This is a genomic window from Streptomyces sp. NPDC104367, assembly GCF_055583825.1.
This window is the reverse complement of the sequence record NZ_JBVJND010000031.1, coordinates 45,218-62,177: the sequence shown is the minus strand read 5'-3', so window position 1 is coordinate 62,177 and position 16,960 is coordinate 45,218. Positions and strand designations below refer to the sequence as shown.

17 protein-coding genes are annotated in these 16,960 nt (G+C 72.7%); 6 read left to right on the top strand and 11 right to left on the bottom strand.

Translation table 11 applies throughout. The annotated features are described in order from the left end of the window. The first annotated feature begins 12 nt into the window (after positions 1 to 12). Positions 13 to 612, top strand: a complete 600-nt coding sequence (locus ACZ619_RS35290; RefSeq protein WP_469607902.1) for a DUF305 domain-containing protein — start codon at positions 13 to 15, stop codon at positions 610 to 612. Positions 613 to 931: 319 nt separating this feature from the next. On the opposite strand, the gene rocD is transcribed toward ACZ619_RS35290, so the two are convergent. The 3 genes from rocD to ACZ619_RS35275 all read right to left on the bottom strand — a co-directional run bounded on the left by rocD (position 932) and on the right by ACZ619_RS35275 (position 3,637). Beyond that, positions 932 to 2,167, bottom strand: a complete 1,236-nt coding sequence (rocD, locus tag ACZ619_RS35285) for an ornithine--oxo-acid transaminase (RefSeq protein WP_469607899.1) — start codon at positions 2,165 to 2,167, stop codon at positions 932 to 934. Between the two features lie 19 nt (positions 2,168 to 2,186). Beyond that, entirely contained in the window at positions 2,187 to 2,996 is an 810-nt protein-coding gene (gene ddaH / locus ACZ619_RS35280; protein ID WP_469607896.1) for a dimethylargininase, read from the bottom strand. 155 nt (positions 2,997 to 3,151) lie between these two features. Further along, entirely contained in the window at positions 3,152 to 3,637 is a 486-nt protein-coding gene (locus tag ACZ619_RS35275; protein ID WP_469607894.1) for an Lrp/AsnC family transcriptional regulator, read from the bottom strand. A gap of 111 nt (positions 3,638 to 3,748) precedes the next feature. Between ACZ619_RS35275 and ACZ619_RS35270 the strand changes: the two genes are divergently transcribed. The 4 genes from ACZ619_RS35270 to ACZ619_RS35255 are packed head-to-tail and all read left to right on the top strand — an operon-like array spanning position 3,749 to position 7,818. Beyond that, a complete protein-coding gene (locus ACZ619_RS35270) occupies positions 3,749 to 4,498 on the top strand; it encodes a LytR/AlgR family response regulator transcription factor (protein ID WP_469607891.1) in 750 nt (249 codons plus the stop codon). A 2-nt stretch (positions 4,499 to 4,500) separates the two neighbouring features. Then, positions 4,501 to 4,860, top strand: a complete 360-nt coding sequence (locus ACZ619_RS35265) for a hypothetical protein (RefSeq protein WP_469607888.1) — start codon at positions 4,501 to 4,503, stop codon at positions 4,858 to 4,860. A 22-nt stretch (positions 4,861 to 4,882) separates the two neighbouring features. Continuing rightward, a complete protein-coding gene (locus ACZ619_RS35260; protein WP_469607885.1) occupies positions 4,883 to 6,613 on the top strand; it encodes a sodium/solute symporter in 1,731 nt (576 codons plus the stop codon). Continuing rightward, positions 6,610 to 7,818, top strand: a complete 1,209-nt coding sequence (locus tag ACZ619_RS35255; RefSeq protein WP_469607882.1) for a sensor histidine kinase — start codon at positions 6,610 to 6,612, stop codon at positions 7,816 to 7,818. The genes ACZ619_RS35260 and ACZ619_RS35255 overlap by 4 nt, the downstream gene beginning before the upstream one ends. A gap of 4 nt (positions 7,819 to 7,822) precedes the next feature. On the opposite strand, the gene ACZ619_RS35250 is transcribed toward ACZ619_RS35255, so the two are convergent. The 7 genes from ACZ619_RS35250 to ACZ619_RS35220 all read right to left on the bottom strand — a co-directional run bounded on the left by ACZ619_RS35250 (position 7,823) and on the right by ACZ619_RS35220 (position 15,429). Continuing rightward, complete coding sequence (locus tag ACZ619_RS35250; protein WP_469607879.1) at positions 7,823 to 8,005, bottom strand: hypothetical protein; 183 nt, start codon at positions 8,003 to 8,005, stop codon at positions 7,823 to 7,825. A gap of 13 nt (positions 8,006 to 8,018) precedes the next feature. Then, positions 8,019 to 9,800: a serine/threonine-protein kinase gene (locus tag ACZ619_RS35245; protein WP_469607876.1), complete on the bottom strand. Its 1,782-nt coding sequence runs from the start codon at positions 9,798 to 9,800 to the stop codon at positions 8,019 to 8,021. Between the two features lie 22 nt (positions 9,801 to 9,822). Further along, positions 9,823 to 11,127, bottom strand: coding sequence for a DUF6777 domain-containing protein (locus ACZ619_RS35240; protein WP_469607874.1), 1,305 nt, complete (start codon positions 11,125 to 11,127; stop codon positions 9,823 to 9,825). 57 nt (positions 11,128 to 11,184) lie between these two features. Beyond that, entirely contained in the window at positions 11,185 to 12,135 is a 951-nt protein-coding gene (locus ACZ619_RS35235; RefSeq protein ID WP_469607873.1) for a cytochrome c oxidase assembly protein, read from the bottom strand. A gap of 100 nt (positions 12,136 to 12,235) precedes the next feature. Next, positions 12,236 to 13,261, bottom strand: a complete 1,026-nt coding sequence (locus tag ACZ619_RS35230; protein ID WP_469607871.1) for a 6-phosphofructokinase — start codon at positions 13,259 to 13,261, stop codon at positions 12,236 to 12,238. A 180-nt stretch (positions 13,262 to 13,441) separates the two neighbouring features. After that, entirely contained in the window at positions 13,442 to 14,170 is a 729-nt protein-coding gene (locus ACZ619_RS35225; RefSeq protein ID WP_469607869.1) for a type 1 glutamine amidotransferase, read from the bottom strand. Between the two features lie 20 nt (positions 14,171 to 14,190). Further along, on the bottom strand, positions 14,191 to 15,429 hold the full coding sequence (locus tag ACZ619_RS35220; RefSeq protein WP_469607867.1) for a MurT ligase domain-containing protein: 1,239 nt from the start codon (positions 15,427 to 15,429) through the stop codon (positions 14,191 to 14,193). A 152-nt stretch (positions 15,430 to 15,581) separates the two neighbouring features. On the opposite strand from ACZ619_RS35220, the gene def reads away from it, so the two are divergent. Next, positions 15,582 to 16,121: a peptide deformylase gene (def, locus tag ACZ619_RS35215; RefSeq protein WP_469607865.1), complete on the top strand. Its 540-nt coding sequence runs from the start codon at positions 15,582 to 15,584 to the stop codon at positions 16,119 to 16,121. A gap of 43 nt (positions 16,122 to 16,164) precedes the next feature. Here the strand turns inward: def and ACZ619_RS35210 are convergent, their stop codons facing one another. Further along, a complete protein-coding gene (locus tag ACZ619_RS35210) occupies positions 16,165 to 16,809 on the bottom strand; it encodes a TetR/AcrR family transcriptional regulator (RefSeq protein WP_469607863.1) in 645 nt (214 codons plus the stop codon). Positions 16,810 to 16,960: the final 151 nt, after the last annotated feature.

Genomic DNA, 16,960 nt, shown 5'->3' with positions numbered 1-16,960 from the left:
AGGAGATCCAGCATGACCACCACGCGTACCCGTGCCGTCCTCGTCGCGCTGACCGCGACCGCCGCCCTCGCCCTCACCGCGTGCGGCAGCGGCGACGACACCACGCACTCCGCCCACGGCGCGTCGTCGACGGCGTCCGCCGCCGGCGCGCACAACGCGCAGGACGTGTCCTTCGCGCAGGGCATGATCCCGCACCACCAGCAGGCCCTGGTGATGGCCGGGCTCGCCGCCGACCGGGCCTCCTCCGCCCAGGTCAAGGACCTGGCCGCCCGGATCGAGAAGGCCCAGGACCCGGAGATCAGGACCATGACCGGCTGGCTGAGGGCCTGGGGCGAGGACGTGCCCATGGCGGGCATGGACCACTCCGGCCACGCGGGCATGGCCGGGATGATGGCCGACGCGGACATGACCGCGCTGAAGAAGGCCCGCGGGAAGGACTTCGACACGATGTTCCTCACCATGATGGTCGAACACCACCAGGGCGCCGTCGAGATGGCCGACACCGAGAAGATCAAGGGTGACTACGCCCCGGCCACCGGCATGGCCGACGACATCGTCACCGCCCAGAACGCCGAGATCAAGGAGATGGACACGCTCCTCGGCAAGAGCTGAGCGAGAGCGTGCGGTGGCCGTGCGCACAACGGCGCGCGGCCACCGCACACTCGGCTGTCGGCGCGGCCACCGCACACCCGGCTGTCGGCTCGGGCGCCGACTCGGCTGTCGGCTGGCCGTAGGCTCGGGCGCCGACTCGGCCTCCCCGGCTGAGCACCTCGACTCAGCCTCCGCTCAGCCCCCCCGCTCAGCCTCCGGCTCCCGCCTGCTCAGCCCTCAGGCTCAGCCCCCGGCTCCCCCTTCCGGCTCACCCCCGCTCAGTCCCTCGGCTCAGTCCCCCTCAATCCTCCTGCTCACCCGCTCACCCGCTCACTCCCGTTCAGTCGGCCGGTGTCAGGACCTTCTCCAACGACGCGAGTGCGGAGCGCAGTTCGTCGGCCGTGACGGTCAGCGGCGGGGCCAGGCGGATCGTCGAGCCGTGGGTGTCCTTGACCAGGACGCCCTCGCGCATCAGGCGCTCGCCGATCTCGCGTCCGGTGCCGATCGCCGGGTCGACGTCGACCCCCGCCCACAGCCCGCGCGAGCGGAAGCCCACCACGCCCCTGCCGACCAGCTCCGCCAGCCCGTCCCGCAGGATCACGCCCAGTTCGGCCGCCCGGCGCTGGAACTCACCGGTTTCGAGGAGCCCGACCACCGCCGTGCCGACGGCCGCCGCCAGCGGGTTGCCGCCGAACGTCGAGCCGTGCTCGCCCGGCCGCAGCACGCTCATCACCTCACGCCGGGCCACCACCGCCGACACCGGCACGATCCCGCCGCCCAGCGCCTTGCCGAGCAGCAGCACGTCCGGCACCACGTCCTCGTGGTCGACGGCGAGGGTCCGGCCGGTGCGGCCGAGGCCCGACTGGATCTCGTCCGCGACGAACAGGCAGCCCGCCCGCCGGGTCAGCTCACGGACCCCGGTCAGATAGCCCTCGTCCGGGATCACCACCCCGGCCTCGCCCTGGATCGGCTCGATCAGCACGGCCGCCGTCGTCCCGTCGACCGCCGCCTCCAGCGCGGCCAGGTCGTTGTACGGCACGATCCGGAAGCCCGGCGCGAACGGGCCGAAGCCCGCCCGGGCCGACTCGTCCGTGGAGAAGCCGACGATCGTCGTCGTACGGCCGTGGAAGTTGTCCGCCGCGACGACGATCGTGGCCCGGTCGGCCGGGACGCCCTTCACCTCGTAGGCCCACTTGCGGGCCACCTTGATGCCGCTCTCCACCGCCTCGGCGCCGGTGTTCATCGGCAGCACCATGTCCAGGCCGGTCAACTCCGCGAGCCGCTCGGCGAATTCGGCGAGCCGGTCGTTGTGGAAGGCGCGGGAGGTGAGGGTGAGCCGGTCCAGCTGGCGGTGGGCGGCCTCGATCAGCGCCGGATGGCGGTGGCCGAAGTTGAGGGCCGAGTAGCCGGCCAGCATGTCGAGGTAGCGGCGGCCCTCGACGTCCTCCACCCAGGCGCCCTCCGCGCGGGCGACGACGACGGGCAGCGGATGGTAGTTGTGCGCGAGGACCGGCTCCTCCGCCTCGATCAGTTCGGCGGAGGAGCGAGCCGTACGGGTGCGCGCGGGTGCGGTCATCAGGGCGATCTCCTGGTCCTCAGCGGATTTCCTGGGTGCAGCACTTGATGCCGCCGCCGGCCTTGTGGAACTCCGACAGGTCGACCGGGACGGGCTCGTAGCCCTGGTCGCCCAGGCGGGCGGCGAGGGCCTCGGCCTGCGGGGCGATGAAGACGTGGCGGCCGTCGGAGACGGAGTTCAGGCCGAAGGCCATCGCGTCGTCGCGGGTGGCGAGGACCGCCTCCGGGAACAGCCGGCGCAGCACGTCCCGGCTGCCGGCGGAGAAGGCCTCCGGGTAGTAGACGATGTTCGTGTCGTCGAGCACGAACAGCGCGGTGTCCAGGTGGTAGAAGTACGGGTCCACCAGGGTCAGGCTGATCACCGGGTGGCCGAAGAACTCCTGCGCCTCCCGGTGCGCCTCGCGGGTGGTGCGGAAACCGGTGCCGGCGAGCAGGTAGCGGCCCGTCCAGACCAGGTCGCCCTCGCCCTCGACCACCGAGCCGGGGCGGTGCACGTCGTAGCCCGCCGTCCTGAACCAGAGGTCGTAGTGGGTGGACTCGGGGCGCCGCTCGGGCGAGTGGAACAGCGAGCCGAAGACCCGGCCGCCGACGACCACCGCCGAGTTCGCGGCGAAGACCATGTCGGGCAGGCCGGCGACCGGCTCCAGACGGTCGACGCTGTGGCCGCGGGAGCGGTAGGCGCCGATCAGCGCGGTCCACTGCTCCTGGGCCAGGTCGACGTCGACCCTGGTGTCGGGGTTCATCCAGGGATTGATCGCGTACTGCACGGCGAAGTGTCTGGGTTCGCAGACGAGGAAGCGCCGGACGCGCGGCACACGGCTTTCGGGCACAGAGGTGTTCCTCCGCTCTCCTGCGGTGTCGACTGAGGGTTGACACCAAGGTAGAAAGCGACGTATCCGCACGACAAGCGATAAATGTTGCGTGTCTGTGCAGGAATACTGCGTCTGTGGTCGTGCATACGCAGCATCGGTGCGTTTATCGGGGCCTACTGTGGCGCCGGGTGGGTCGCGCCCGCCTCCGGGCTCTCCGGGAGCAGGTGGGACAGCACCATCACGCTGATCGTCTTCCGGATGAAGGGCTCGACGCGGATCCGCTCCAGCACCTCCTCGAAGTGGTCCACGTCCCTGGCCCGCACGTGCAGCAGCGCGTCCGCGCCGCCGGTCACCGTCATGGCCGCGGTGATCTCCGGATGGTTGCGCACCACCTCCGCGAGCCGCCGGGGCGGTGCCGCGCCCTCGCAGTACACCTCGACGTACGCCTCCGTGCGCCAGCCCAGGGCGGACGGCTTCACGGTGGCGGTGAACCCGGTGATCACACCGGTCTCGCGCAGCCGGTCGACCCGCCGCTTCACGGCCGTCGCCGACAGCCCGACGGCCGCGCCGATCTCGGCGAAACTGGTCCGCGCGTTCGCCATCAGCGCGGTGGTGATCTTGCGGTCGAGATCGTCGAAAGAGGCGGTGCCGCTGTTCATGTCCGCACTGTATCCACGGGCGCGGACGGGCCGGGAACGCCACTTCGTCCGGCGCGGACGTCCACGTCCGGCACATGTCCAGCGCCCCGCTCCGCCGCCTACACTCCGTTCATGCTGCGCGCCCTCGCCGTCGACGACGAACGCCCCTCGCTGGAGGAGTTGCTGTACCTGCTCCACGCCGATCCGCGCATCGGCAGCGTCGAGGGCGCCGGGGACGCGACCGAGGCGCTGCGCCGCATCACCCGGGCCCTGGAGTCCGGACCTCAGGGCGCGGACGCGATCGACGTCGTCTTCCTCGACGTCCAGATGCCCGGCCTGGACGGCCTGGAGATGGCCCGGCTGCTCACCGGGTTCGCCCGGCCCCCGCTGGTCGTGTTCGTCACCGCCCACGAGGACTTCGCGGTCAGGGCCTTCGACCTCAAGGCGGTCGACTACGTCCTCAAGCCGGTGCGCAAGGAACGCCTGGCCGAGGCGGTACGGCGGGCCGCCGAACTGCGCGGCGCCACCCCCCGGATACCCGTGCACGAACCCGACCCCGACCACATACCGGTCGAACTCGGCGGTGTCACACGGTTCGTGGCGGTGGACGACATCACACACGTCGAGGCCCGGGGCGACTACGCCCGGCTGCACACCGACCGCGGCAGCCACCTCGTCCGCATCCCGCTCTCCACCCTGGAGGAGCGCTGGCGCTCCCGGGGCTTCGTCCGCATCCACCGCCGCCACCTCGTCGCCCTGCGCCACATCGGCGAACTCCGCCTGGACGCGGGCACCGTGAGCGTCCTGGTCGGCGGCGAGGAACTCCAGGTCAGCCGGCGCCACACCCGCGAGCTGCGCGACCTGCTGATGAGGAGGGCCTGACCTTGCCCACGGACCCCGCCGAACGCCGGGTCGTCGTCACCGGCCCGCCCCGCCGCAGCCGCCGTACCTCCGGCTACTACCGGCCGCGCACCGAGATCGACGAGCAGACCACCCTCGGCCACACCTACGTCCGCTCCCTGATGCGCACCCAACTCCGCGCCGCCCTGGCCGTGTTCGCGGTCCTCGTGCTCCTCGTGGGCCCGCTCCCGCTGGTCTTCGCCGCCGCCCCCGAGGCCCGCCGCCTGGAGTGGCTGGTGCTGGGCTTCTGCCTCTACGCCCCACTGATCCTGCTCGCCCGCTGGTACGTGCGCCGCGCCGAACGCAACGAGGAGGACTTCGTCCGCCTCGTCGAGGACCGATGAACCGCAGCCGCTTTGAGGCGAGATGAACTCCGGCTACGCCGTACCCGCCGTCGCCCTCGTGGTCGTCGCGACCGTCCTCGTCGGCGCCTTCGGCCTGCGCATCTCCCGGACCACCTCGGACTTCTACGTCGCCTCCCGCACCGTCGGCCCACGCCTCAACGCGGCCGCCATCAGCGGCGAGTACCTCTCCGCCGCCTCCTTCCTGGGCATCGCCGGGCTGGTCCTCGTCCAGGGCCCGGACATGCTCTGGTACCCGGTCGGCTACACGGCCGGCTACCTGGTCCTCCTCCTGTTCGTCGCCGCCCCGCTGCGCCGCTCCGGCGCCTACACGCTCCCCGACTTCGCCGAGGCCCGGCTCGCCTCACAGGCCGTACGACGGCTCGCCGGGACGTTCGTCGTCGGCGTCGGCTGGCTCTATCTGCTGCCCCAACTCCAGGGCGCCGGACTGACGTTGGCGGTGCTCACCGGCGCCCCCGACGCGCTCGGCGGGCTCATCGTGGCCGTGGTCGTGGTGGCCACCGTCGCCGCCGGCGGCATGCGCAGCATCACCTTCGTCCAGGCCTTCCAGTACTGGCTCAAACTCACCGCCCTGCTGGTCCCGGCCCTCTTCCTCGTCCTCGCCTGGCAGAACGCCGGCGCCCCCACCCACGCCTTCGACGAGCCCGCCGCCTTCCGCGACCGGCGCACCGTCGCCGTCCAGGACACCCTCGCCCTCCGGCTCGACCGCCCCCTCACGGTCACCGTCACCGGCACGGTCGACGGCCGCCCGCACCACGACGCGCCGGTCACCCTCCCCGAGGGCACCCACCGCATCGCCGCCGGCACCCGGCTCACCTTCGCCGCGGGCACCCGCGTCCCCGCCACCGACCGCGGCACCGGCGGCGGCATGTCCACCTCGCTCGCCGAGAGCCGCGAGGAACGCCCGCTGTACGCCACCTACGGACTGATCCTCGCCACCTTCCTCGGCACCATGGGCCTGCCGCACGTCGTCGTCCGCTTCTACACCAGCCCGCACGGCGTCGCCGCCCGCCGCACCACGGTCGCCGTCCTCGCCCTGATCGGCCTCTTCTACCTCCTGCCGCCCGTCTACGGCGCCCTCGGCCGCCTCTACACCCCCGAACTCACCCTCACCGGAGACGCGGACGCCGCCGTACTGCTGCTGCCCGACCGGATCATCGGCGGCCTCGGCGGCGAGCTGCTCGGCGCGCTGGTGGCCGGCGGCGCCTTCGCCGCCTTCCTCTCCACCGCCTCCGGACTGACCATGGCGGTCGCCGGCGTCCTCACCCAGGACGTCCTCCCCTCGCGCGGCGTACGCCACTTCAGGCTCGGCACCGTGCTGGCGATGGCCGTACCGCTCGCCGCCAGCGTGCTGGTGGGCGGGCTGCCGGTCGCCGATGCCGTGGGCCTCGCCTTCGCCGTCTCGGCGTCCTCGTTCTGCCCGCTCCTGGTCCTCGGCATCTGGTGGCGGCGGCTGACCCCGCCCGGCGCCGCCGCCGGGATGCTCGTCGGCGGCGGCTCGGCGTTCTGCGCGGTGACCGCGACCATGGCCGACTTCCCGGGCACCGGATCCGCGCACGCCCTGCTCGCCTGGCCCGCCCTCTGGTCGGTGCCGCTGGGCTTCCTCACCATGATCCTGGTGTCCCTCGCGACCGCGAGCCGGATACCGCCCGGCACCGCCGCGATCCTGGCCCGCTTCCACCTGCCCGAGGAACTGCGCGCGGAGGCCACCGGACCCCGTGAGGCCAGGACGTGACCGGATTCCTGGCCGGCCTCCTGGTCGCCATCCTCCCGCTGCTGGCCGCCGGCTTCTGGCTCGGCCGCCGCACCGCCCGCCCCGAGAGCCTCGGCGGCGGCCTCGGCACACCCGTCGAGCACGCCACCTTCGAGACCCTGCACACCGCCTCCCTCGCCGCGCCCCCGCTGCGCGCCGGCCTCACCGAGGAGACCGCCCGCCGCTCGGCCCGCCGGCTGCGCACCCTGCTCGGCACCGACGCGCTCTGCCTCACCGACCACGAGAACGTGCTGGTCTGGGACGGCGTCGGCGGCCACCACCGCACCGAGATCATGGAGCGCCTCGCCGGACCGCTGGAGTCCGGCCGCGGCGAGGCCTTCGGACTGCACTGCGAGACCCCCGACTGCCCGGTCCGCTGGGCCGTGATCACCCCGCTCACCGTCGACGACCGGGTCCACGGCACCCTGGTCGCCTGCGCCCCGCGCGAGTCCGCCGTACTGGTCCGGGCCGCAGGCGAGGTGGCCCGCTGGGTCAGCGTCCAGCTGGAACTGGCCGACCTCGACCGCTCCCGGACCCGCCTCATCGAGGCCGAGATCCGCGCCCTGCGCGCCCAGATCTCCCCGCACTTCATCTTCAACTCGCTCGCGGTGATCGCCTCGTTCGTCCGCACCGACCCCGAGCGCGCCCGCGAACTGCTCCTGGAGTTCGCCGACTTCACCCGCTACTCGTTCCGCAGGCACGGCGACTTCACCACCCTCGCCGACGAACTCCACGCCATCGACCACTACTTGGCGCTGGTCCGGGCCCGCTTCGGCGACCGTCTCACGGTCACCCTCCAGATCGCCCCCGAGGTGCTCCCGGTCACCCTGCCCTTCCTCTGCCTCCAGCCCCTGGTCGAGAACGCCGTCAAGCACGGGCTGGAGGGGAAGACCGGCATCTGCCACATCCAGATCACCGCCCAGGACGCGGGCGCCGAGGCCCTGGTCGTCATCGAGGACGACGGCGCCGGCATGGACCCCGTCCTGCTGCGCCGCATCCTCGCGGGCGAGGGCAGCCCCTCCGGCGGCATCGGCCTGTCCAACGTCGACGACCGGCTGCGCCAGGTCTACGGCGACGACCACGGCCTGGTCATCGAGACCGCCCCCGGAGCGGGCATGAGGATCACCGCCCGGCTGCCCAAGTACCAGCCGGGCGTCCACCGCACGGCCCGCCTCACGGCGGACTGACCGGTCAGCCGTTCTGCTGCGTCATCACCATCGCCAGGGTCAGCAGCCCCAGCACCACCCAGCCGAACCACAGCCAGCCGTTGCCGCCGAGCGCCACCGTGTAGGCCGTGACCACCACCAGGCCGCCGACGGTGAGCACCCCCATCGCCTTGGTCGCGCCGTTCGAACCGTTCGCGGAACCGGGCATCGCGACACCCTCCTCATGGGCCGTCTCCCTCCATGGTGCCCCCGTTCTGCTTCCGGACGGCGCAGACGACGAAATGAGCCCCGGTCTTCCACATCCCCTCACTGGTCCAGGAGGCCGCCTCGTACACGGAAGGGCCGAATCCGTACCGCCGGGGCGGCACGTCCCGCGCACAGGCCGCGTCCGACCTGGTGCGCGCCTGCGCCAGGGTCACACCGGCGCCGAGCCGGGTGAATCCCAGCACCTGCTGGTCGTGCGCCCCCGAGCACGGCACCAGCACGGCCTCCCGCGCCGACGGCACCCGCAGACAGTCCCGCTCCTGCATGGTGGCCGTGTCCGCGAACGAGGTGCCCGCCCCGCGGTGCCCGTCCAACGGCCCGTACACCGGCCCGTGCGCCCCCAGCACCAGACACGCCACCCGCCCGCCGGCGGCCCGGAACCCCCGCCCGGTCGGTACGACGGCCACCGACCGCACATCGGCGAGCCTCCCGCGCAGGTCCCTCGTCCGCCGCGCGCACCGCGCCGCCCCGCGCTCCCGGGCCTCGGCGGCGGACGCCACCGGCACCAGGGCCAGCACCTGGCCGTCCGGCGCCCGGTCCCCGCAGGTCGGGTCCAGGGCCAGCCGCGGAACGCCCGCGAACCGGGTCCCGCCCGGCCAGTCGGCGAGCACGCAGTCGCCGTCCTTCAGCGGGTGCGCGAGACCCACCGCGGCCCCGTACGGCCGCTCGCCCCCGCCGCCGGGCTGCTGCGCGGTCGCCCACCACACCCCGGCCAGGGCGAGCACCACGCCCAGGGCGGCGGCGAGGCAGGCGCGCAGGACGCGGGGCAGGGGCCGCCGCCGGCGGTGCCCGGCCGGCCGCCGGACCGGGCCGGGGGCCTCGCCCCGGGGCGGTACCGAACCCGGTTCGGTGCGCGCCGCGGCGAACGCCTCCCGCGCGGCCAGGACCCGCGCCAGCCCGGCCTCGGCGGTCACCGCCGGGAGGCGCAGCGTCGGGTCCTTGGCGAGCATCCCGAGCACCACGGCGGTCAGGGCCCCGGCCCGCACCGGCGGATCCGGCTCCTCCGTCACCACGGCGGTGATCTCCGACAGCGGCGAACCCCGCTCGAAGGGCCCCCGGCCCTCCACCGCGTGGTACAGCGTGCAGCCCAGCGAGAACAGATCGGCGGCGGGTGTCGGCGGCCCGCCCGTGGCCCGCTCGGGCGCCAGATACCCCGACGTCCCCACCAGCGCCGACGCCGCCGTGTACCGGGTCTCGCCGCCGTCCGGCTGCACCGAGATGCCGTAGTCCGTCAGCAGCACCCTGCCGTACGGCGCCCCCGCGCGGTCCGGGGCGAGCAGGATGTTCGCCGGTTTCACGTCCCGGTGCAGCACCCCGCGCTCGTGCCCCGCGGCCAGCGCGTCCAGCACGGCGAGGCCGATCCGGGCGCACTCGGCGGGCGGCAGCGGCCCGCGCCGCTCCACCAGGTCGCGCAGGTCGACCGCGCCCGGCACGTACTCCATGACGATCCACGGCAGCCCCGCGTGCTCCAGCACGTCGTGCACGGTCACCACGTGCGGGTGCCCGCGCAGCCCGGCCGCGTGCCGCGCCTCCGCCCGGGCCCTGGCCACCCGCGCCGTCCGGTCCCGCTCCTCGTCCGTGTCCCGCAGGGCCAGCTCCTTGAGCGCGACCTCGCACTCCAGTCTCCGGTCGTGCGCGAGCCAGACGTGCCCCATGCCGCCGCTGCCCAGCCGGTTCAGCAGCACATACCGGCCGGCGACGACCCGGCCCACTCCCGACGTCGGTGATCCATGAGACATCCGGCCACTCCCGGGTCAGGCGTTACGTCATCGGTCCCGAGCCGCCCGCACCGGCCGCGACCGGGGGAGAGCCGGCGGCGGGCAGTGGGGTGCCGCTCGTCGGACGGGCGGCGGAGGACGGCGCCGACGAGAACGACGACGGCGCGGCGGAGGACGCGGCGAGGGACGCCGCCGGTGCGGAGGACGACGCGGCCGGCGCCGAGGACGGCGCAGAGGACGACGGCGGCGGGCCCGAGGAAGGCACCCCCGCGGACGACGACGCCGGCGGCGCGGCCGAGGAGGCCCCGGTCCCGGCACCCGAGCCCGTTCCCGTCCCGGACGGCGGAGCCGGCGTGTCCGGCGCGCCCGGTGTACTCGGCGGCCCGCCGCTCCCACCGGTCCGGTCGTCCCCGGCCACCCGTACCAGCACGTACTCCCCGAACCGCAGCAACGTCCCCGCCGCCGGGGCCGTCGCCAGGACCCGGGCGTCGTCGGGCGGCGGCTCGGCGCCGTCGTACGCCGTCGCCAGCCCGGCGGCCGACAGCCGCCGGCTCGCCTCCCCGAAGGACAGGCCGAAGACCTCGGGGACGGCGTGCCGTTCGCCGGTGCGGAAGACGGTGTCCTGCGCGCCCGTCGTCCCGACCGGCCGTTCGATGCCCCGCCCGGGGGCGCTGACGTCGACGAGGGCGAGCCCTCGCAGCGGGCGCACGGCGGGGCGTACGGCGCTCACCTCGCGGCGGTCGTAGCCGCGCCACCTCTCGTTGCCGTCGCCGAACTCGACCTTGACTCCGTTCGCACGGCCCCCGAAGGGCCGCAGCGGATTTCCGCACGAGCACTTCACGGCGGGCTGCCCCCTCCGGTCGACGAGAACGGCGATCCCGGACTGGAGCAGTGAGTCGAAGGGGACGGCGATTCCCTTCCTGTAATCGTGGTTTTCCACGAGGGTGTCGTGACGCAGCAGTACGGGAGTGAGCCGGTCGAGAAATGCGGGAATCCGTCCGGTGCCGATTCCGAAGACACCGGCCCACGCCCGCGCCTTGTCGTGGTTCACGGGATCGGTGAGGAATTTCCTGAGTTTCCCGACGTCACAGGTCGTCGGCTGCCGGGTGCCGCCGTAGAGACCGGGCGAGTCACCCTGCTGGAGGCCGCCCCGCACCGGCAGCGAACGCACCCGCTCGTCGTGGCCGAGCCCCTGGTCCTCGGCGAAGAACGGGTTCGCCGTCGGTACGTCGGCGGCGACCGCCCGGACGACGGACAGCGGCGAGCCGCGCCCGCACCCGCTGACCGTCAGCACCGGAACCAGGACGGCGAAGAGAAAGGCCCTGTGCAGAAAAGCGCGAAGTGTCATCACCGCTCCCCCCGGCGGTTTTCCCCACGCGCTTCATGCTACTGAACGAAAAGCCGTTCAGCCCTTGCGTGCGTTCAGTGAGGCCAAATAGGCGTTGTAAGCCTCGAGTTCCTTGTCGCCGTCCCGGTCGGCGGCCCGGTCCTTTCGCCGGGCCTGGCGCTGCTCGGAGCCGTACCACTGGAACAGCAGGGCGATCAGCACCAGCACGGACGGAACCTCGCTGAAGGCCCAGGCGATCCCGCCGGCCGCGTTCTGGTCGGAGAGCGCGTCGACGGCGAGCGAGGCGGGCGGGTTCCTGAACGTCTCCACCATCGGCTGCGAGGCCATCATCAGCGCGATGCCGAAGAACGCGTGGAAGGGCATCCCGGCGAACAGCTCCAGCATCCGCATCAGGTAACCCGGCCGGTGCGGCCCCGGGTCGATGCCGATGATCGGCCAGAAGAAGACGACACCGACGGCCAGGAAGTGCACCATCATCGCGACGTGCCCGGTCCTGGAGCCCATCAGGAAGTCGAAGAGGGAAGTGAAGTAGAGCGCGTACAGGCTCGCGATGAACAGCGGGATCGTGAAGGCGGGATGGGTCACGACCCGCATGTACCGGCTGTGCAGCAGGGCCAGCAGCAGCTCACGCGGCCCCTTGCGGCCCTTCCCGGCGACGGGCAGCGCGCGCAGCGCCAGGGTCATCGGGGCGCCCAGCAGGATCAGGATGGGGGACAGCATGCTGATGACCATGTGCTGCACCATGTGCACGCTGAACATGACCATCCCGTAGTCGTTCAGCCGGGTGCACATCATGAGCATGATCGTCAGGACGCCGGCGACGTACGACACGGTCCGCCCCGCGGACCACGCGTCCCCGCGCCGCCGCAGCCGCACCACACCCCACCCGTACAGGGCGAGCCCGGCGACGCACGCGACGAGGAAGAAGGGATCCGCCGACCACTCCAGCCCGCGCCCCAGCGTGAACGGCGGCAGATCCATCGTCATGCCGTGCCCGCTGTGCTCCATCCGGCGGCTCCTGATTCGTGGGGGGTTGTGCGTTTTCCGTCGCCCCCAGGTTAGAACCGCCCCCGACGATGCCTGTGAGCGGGGGGCACGACCGCCCCGCCTAGAGCACCGTCTCCGCTTCCTCGTACCGCTGCGCGGGGACCGTCTTCAGGGTCTCGACGGCCTGCGCCAGCGGCACCATCACGATGTCCGTCCCGCGCAGCGCGGTCATGTGGCCGAACTCCCCGCGGTGCACGGCCTCCACCGCGTGCCACCCGAACCGGGTCGCCAGCACCCGGTCGTACGCCGTCGGGGTGCCGCCGCGCTGCACGTGCCCGAGGATGACCGGCCGCGCCTCCTTGCCGAGCCGCTCCTCCAGCTCGACGGAGAGCTGCCGGGCGATCCCGGCGAACCGCTCGTGGCCGTAGATGTCCTTGCCGCCCTCGTCGAAGGCCATCGTGCCGGCCTTCGGCTTCGCGCCCTCCGCCGCGACGACGATGGCGAACCGCTTGCCCGCCTCGAACCGCTCGCCGACCCGGCGGGCCAGCTCCTCGATGTCGAAGGCCCGCTCGGGCACGACGATGGCGTGCGCGCCGGCCGCCATCCCGGAGTGCAGGGCGATCCAGCCGGTGTGCCGCCCCATGACCTCCACCACCAGCACCCGCTGGTGGGACTCGGCGGTCGTCTTCAGCCGGTCCAGCGCCTCCGTGGCGACCCCGACGGCCGTGTCGAAGCCGAAGGTGACGTCCGTGACCGCGATGTCGTTGTCGATGGTCTTCGGCACGCCGACGACCGGCAGACCCGCGTCCGACATCAGCCGGGCCGCCTTGAGCGTGCCCTCACCGCCGATCGGGATGATCGCGTCGAGACCGAGCTCCTCCACATGCCCCTTGGCCCGCTCCACGCCGTCGCGCAGATGCGAGGGCTGGACCCGGGAGGAACCGAGGATCGTGCCGCCGCGGGCCAGGATGCCGGCCACGGCGTCGAGGTCGAGCTTGAGGTAGTCGCACTCCAGGAGGCCCTTCCAGCCGTCCCGGAAGCCGATGACCTCGTCGCCGTGGTCGACGACGGCACGGTGGACGACGGACCGGATGACGGCGTTCAGGCCGGGGCAGTCGCCGCCGGACGTGAGGACACCAATGCGCATAGCCCGAAACAACCTTCTCCACGTGGGCCGAGGACCGGACCACGCTGTCCGGCTGACATCGCGGCCACCCTACCGGCGCGAGGGGGTCCGTCCGTAGCGGGCGTCCGCCTGCTGGACGCGCCCGCACATGTGAGCGGACGCGTCGTCAGGCGGGCCCCGGATCAGCCGTCCGGCCTGCGGTTACGCGGGCTGCTGGGCGGAGGCGATCCGCTCGTTGCGGAGCGCCTCGTACCAGTGGTCGTCGATCGGCGGCAGCGCGTTCACGTCGAGCGCCAGCTTCAGCAGCAGGTCGGCGATGAGCGGGTTGCGGGCGAGGACGGGCCCGTGCATGTACGTACCGAACACGGTGTCGTTGTACGCGCCCTCCGTGCCGTCCCCGGTGCCGTTGCCCCTGCCGAGCTGGACCCGGGCGAAGGGGCGGGCGGTGGGGCCGAGCTGGGTGACGCCCTGGTGGTTCTCGAACCCGGTGAGCTGGGGGAGCCCGAGCCGCGGGTCGATGTCGGCGAGGACGTCACCGACGCACCGCTCGCCGGTGCCGCGCACGGTCGTCACGTCGAGCAGCCCGAGCCCCGGCTCCCGCTGCCCGAGGTCGTTGATGAACTCGTGCCCGAGGATCTGGTAGCCGGCGCACACGGAGAACACGATCGCGCCGTTCTCCACCGCCCGGTACAGGTGCCCGTCGCGGCGCAGCCGCTCGGCGGCCAGCCGCTGCGGACGGTCCTCGCCGCCGCCGATCAGGTAGATGTCGCCGGAGGTCGGGATCGGCTGGTCGCTGCGCACGTCGAGCCGGGCCACGTCCAGGCCGCGCTGCCGGGCCCGGCGCTCCACGACGAGCGCGTTGCCCTGGTCGCCGTAGGTGCTGAGCAGGTCCGGGTAGATCCACACCAGCCGCAGTTGGTTGTCGCTCATGAAGTCCTCGTCCTTCGTGGTCAGTTGCCGACGCGGCGGCGCAGGTCCTGGAACGCGGTGTAGTTCGCGATGACCTCGACCCGGCCAGGCGGGCACATCTGGACGGCCTGGTCGAGGGAGTCGCAGACCTGGAAGTGCTGGTTGGCGACTTCCAGGCGTACCGCGAGGTCCAGCTTGCGGTCGCCGAGCACGAAGATCGGGTGACCGGTGAGGCGGGTGTAGTCCACGTCCCACAGCCAGGAGGTGTCGGTGCCGTCCGCGCCGCGGGCGTTCACCGACAGGATCACCGGCGCCGGCGGCGGGTCGATGAGCGAGAACGTCTCCAGCCAGCCGGCCGGGTTCTTCGCCAGCAGCAGGCGCAGGTCGCGGTTCTGGAACTGCACGACGTCGTAGCGGCCCGCGACGGCCTGCACCTGGTACATCCGCTCCAGGGCGACCTGCGGCGGTACGCCGAAGACGGCGGCGACGGCGGCCGACGAGGCGGCGTTGGCCTTGTTGGCGCGGCCGGGCAGCTGCAGGTGGATGGGCCAGGCGGAACCGTGCGGGTCGAGCACGTGGTCGCCGGAGAGCACCCAGCTGGGCGTCGGCCGGCGGAAACCGCACTCACCGCAGAACCAGTCGTCGCCGGGCCGCTGCATCACGCCGCCGCACGACGGGCAGGACCAGGCGTCGTCCTTCCACATCTGCCCGGCCGCGACCCAGATCACGTTCGGGGAGGAGGAGGCGGCCCAGACGACCAGCGGGTCGTCGCAGTTCGCCACGATGACGGCCTTGGAGCCGGACAGGCCCTCGCGCCAGTTCTCGGCGAGCATCCGGGTCTCGGCGGCCCGGTCGAGCTGGTCGCGGGAGAGGTTGAGCAGTGCGATGCACTTGGGTGCGGTGTCCCGGGCCACCCCGGCCAGGTACTTCTCGTCGACCTCGATGACGCCGAACTTGGCGTCCGAGCCGCCGGCCAGCGCCGAGGTGATGCCCGCGGGCATGTTGGCGCCGAGCGCGTTCGACACGACCGGCCCCGCGGCCTTCAGCGCCTCGGCGATGAGCCTGGTGGTGGTCGTCTTGCCGTTGGTCGCCGAGACGAGCGTGACGTCCAGGTGGGTGGCGAGCCGGGCGAGGAGATCGGGGTCGAGTTTGAGTGCGACCTTGCCACCGATCACGGATCCGCTGCCGCGTCCCGCCGCACGGGACGCCGCCGCAACCGCCTTGCCCGCGGTCACGGCCAGCTTGGCCCGCGGCGTGAGCGGGTCCGAGTTGCCTGCCATCAGTTCTCGATCCTCCTAGCCGTACGCGCCGCGCCTGAGCCATCCGGCAACGTGGTGTGCACCTCAGCCTATCGAGATCCGTTCGCACGCCCGAATTCCGGCCCATGCCTGCGCGGCGGGCAGGGGCCGAATCGAACCGTACCCTTGCGGCCATGCGACAAGGTTCCATTCCGGGCGCCCACGGGCGGGTCCGGCCTCTCACCCTGCTCGGCGACCCCGTGCTGCACGCCCGCTGCGCGGAGGTCACCGCGTTCGGCCCCGAACTGTCCCGGCTGGTGGAGGACTTGTTCGCGACGATGTACGCGGCCGAGGGGGTGGGGCTGGCCGCGAACCAGGTGGGGGAGTCGCTGCGGGTGTTCGTGTTCGACTGTCCCGACGACGACGAGGTCCGCCACCTGGGCCATGTGGTGAACCCCCGGCTGGTCGAGGCGGACGGCGTCACGGTCCGCGGCCCCGAGGGCTGCCTGTCCCTGCCGGGCCTGGAGGCGGGCACCGAACGCTACGACCACGCGGTCGTCGAGGGGTTCACGGCCACCGGGGAGCCCGTCACGATCCACGGCACGGGCTTCTTCGCCAGATGTCTCCAGCACGAGACCGACCACCTGGAGGGCCGGGTGTACGCGGACCGCGTCACGGGGTGGCGCAAGCGCAGGCTGACGCGCCAGGTGGCGAAGTCCTCCTGGCGGCCGTGACACGGCACGCGGACGTCAGGGAACCGCCTTCACGGCACCGCCCTCAGAATCCGGGACCTCCCACTTTGTCCCCCGCGGCCGCCAGCCGGCCCCAGAGCAAATCAGCCAGACTCTTGACCAGTTCGGCACGGGAGCAGGGCCGTTCCCCCAGCCACCAGTCCCCGGCCGCGTGCATCATCCCGACGATCCCGTGCCCCCACACCCGGGCCAGCTGCTGGCTGCTCGGTCCCAGGTCCAGCCGGTCCTCGATGACCTGCGCCAGCTCCTCGCCCATCCGCCGCAGCAGCGGAGCCGAGTGCTTGCCGACGTCGAAGCCCTGCTCCGCCCCCGGGCTGCCCTCGGCCGGGTGCATCAGGAACCGGTACACCTGGGGCCGTGCCTCGATCGCCGCGAGGTACGTCTCCAGGGTCGCCTCGACCCGCTCGCGGCGCTCCGCGGGCGCGTCCAGCGCGGCCCGCAGCGAGTTCAGCAGGGCGTCCGTGTGCCGCTTGGCGAGCGCCGCGTACAGTCCGCCCTTGTCGCCGAAGTGGCGATAGAGGATGGGTTTGGTGATGCCGGCCTCGGCCGCGATCGCGTTCATGGAAGCCTGTGGACCGTCCCGCAGCACCACCCGGTCCGCGGCCTCCAACAGCTCGCGCCGTCGACGGTCGGCGGACCGCTGCTGTTCGGTCCGCTGTGTGGTGTCCATGTGCTCTCCCCACCCCGTGCTGTTTCGGTGACGCCTGCGCAAACTAACACCTGACGCCCGACTCACCTCGAACTGGCTACCGAGGTGACCTCGGGAGTTGACTTTTCCTACTGACGAGTAACAGACTTGGGTTACCGCTAGTAACAGATTA

Excerpts from the sequence above, each read along its gene's own strand:
- ACZ619_RS35290 (WP_469607902.1), top strand. The coding sequence starts at position 13 with ATGACCACCACGCGTACCCGTGCCGTCCTCGTCGCGCTGACCGCGACC.
- rocD (WP_469607899.1), bottom strand. The coding sequence starts at position 2,167 with ATGACCGCACCCGCGCGCACCCGTACGGCTCGCTCCTCCGCCGAACTG.
- ACZ619_RS35275 (WP_469607894.1), bottom strand. The coding sequence starts at position 3,637 with ATGAACAGCGGCACCGCCTCTTTCGACGATCTCGACCGCAAGATCACC.
- ACZ619_RS35270 (WP_469607891.1), top strand. The coding sequence starts at position 3,749 with ATGCTGCGCGCCCTCGCCGTCGACGACGAACGCCCCTCGCTGGAGGAG.
- ACZ619_RS35260 (WP_469607885.1), top strand. The coding sequence starts at position 4,883 with ATGAACTCCGGCTACGCCGTACCCGCCGTCGCCCTCGTGGTCGTCGCG.
- ACZ619_RS35250 (WP_469607879.1), bottom strand. The coding sequence starts at position 8,005 with ATGCCCGGTTCCGCGAACGGTTCGAACGGCGCGACCAAGGCGATGGGG.
- ACZ619_RS35245 (WP_469607876.1), bottom strand. The coding sequence starts at position 9,800 with ATGTCTCATGGATCACCGACGTCGGGAGTGGGCCGGGTCGTCGCCGGC.
- ACZ619_RS35240 (WP_469607874.1), bottom strand. The coding sequence starts at position 11,127 with ATGACACTTCGCGCTTTTCTGCACAGGGCCTTTCTCTTCGCCGTCCTG.
- ACZ619_RS35235 (WP_469607873.1), bottom strand. The coding sequence starts at position 12,135 with ATGGAGCACAGCGGGCACGGCATGACGATGGATCTGCCGCCGTTCACG.
- ACZ619_RS35230 (WP_469607871.1), bottom strand. The coding sequence starts at position 13,261 with ATGCGCATTGGTGTCCTCACGTCCGGCGGCGACTGCCCCGGCCTGAAC.
- ACZ619_RS35225 (WP_469607869.1), bottom strand. The coding sequence starts at position 14,170 with ATGAGCGACAACCAACTGCGGCTGGTGTGGATCTACCCGGACCTGCTC.
- ACZ619_RS35220 (WP_469607867.1), bottom strand. The coding sequence starts at position 15,429 with ATGGCAGGCAACTCGGACCCGCTCACGCCGCGGGCCAAGCTGGCCGTG.
- def (WP_469607865.1), top strand. The coding sequence starts at position 15,582 with ATGCGACAAGGTTCCATTCCGGGCGCCCACGGGCGGGTCCGGCCTCTC.
- ACZ619_RS35210 (WP_469607863.1), bottom strand. The coding sequence starts at position 16,809 with ATGGACACCACACAGCGGACCGAACAGCAGCGGTCCGCCGACCGTCGA.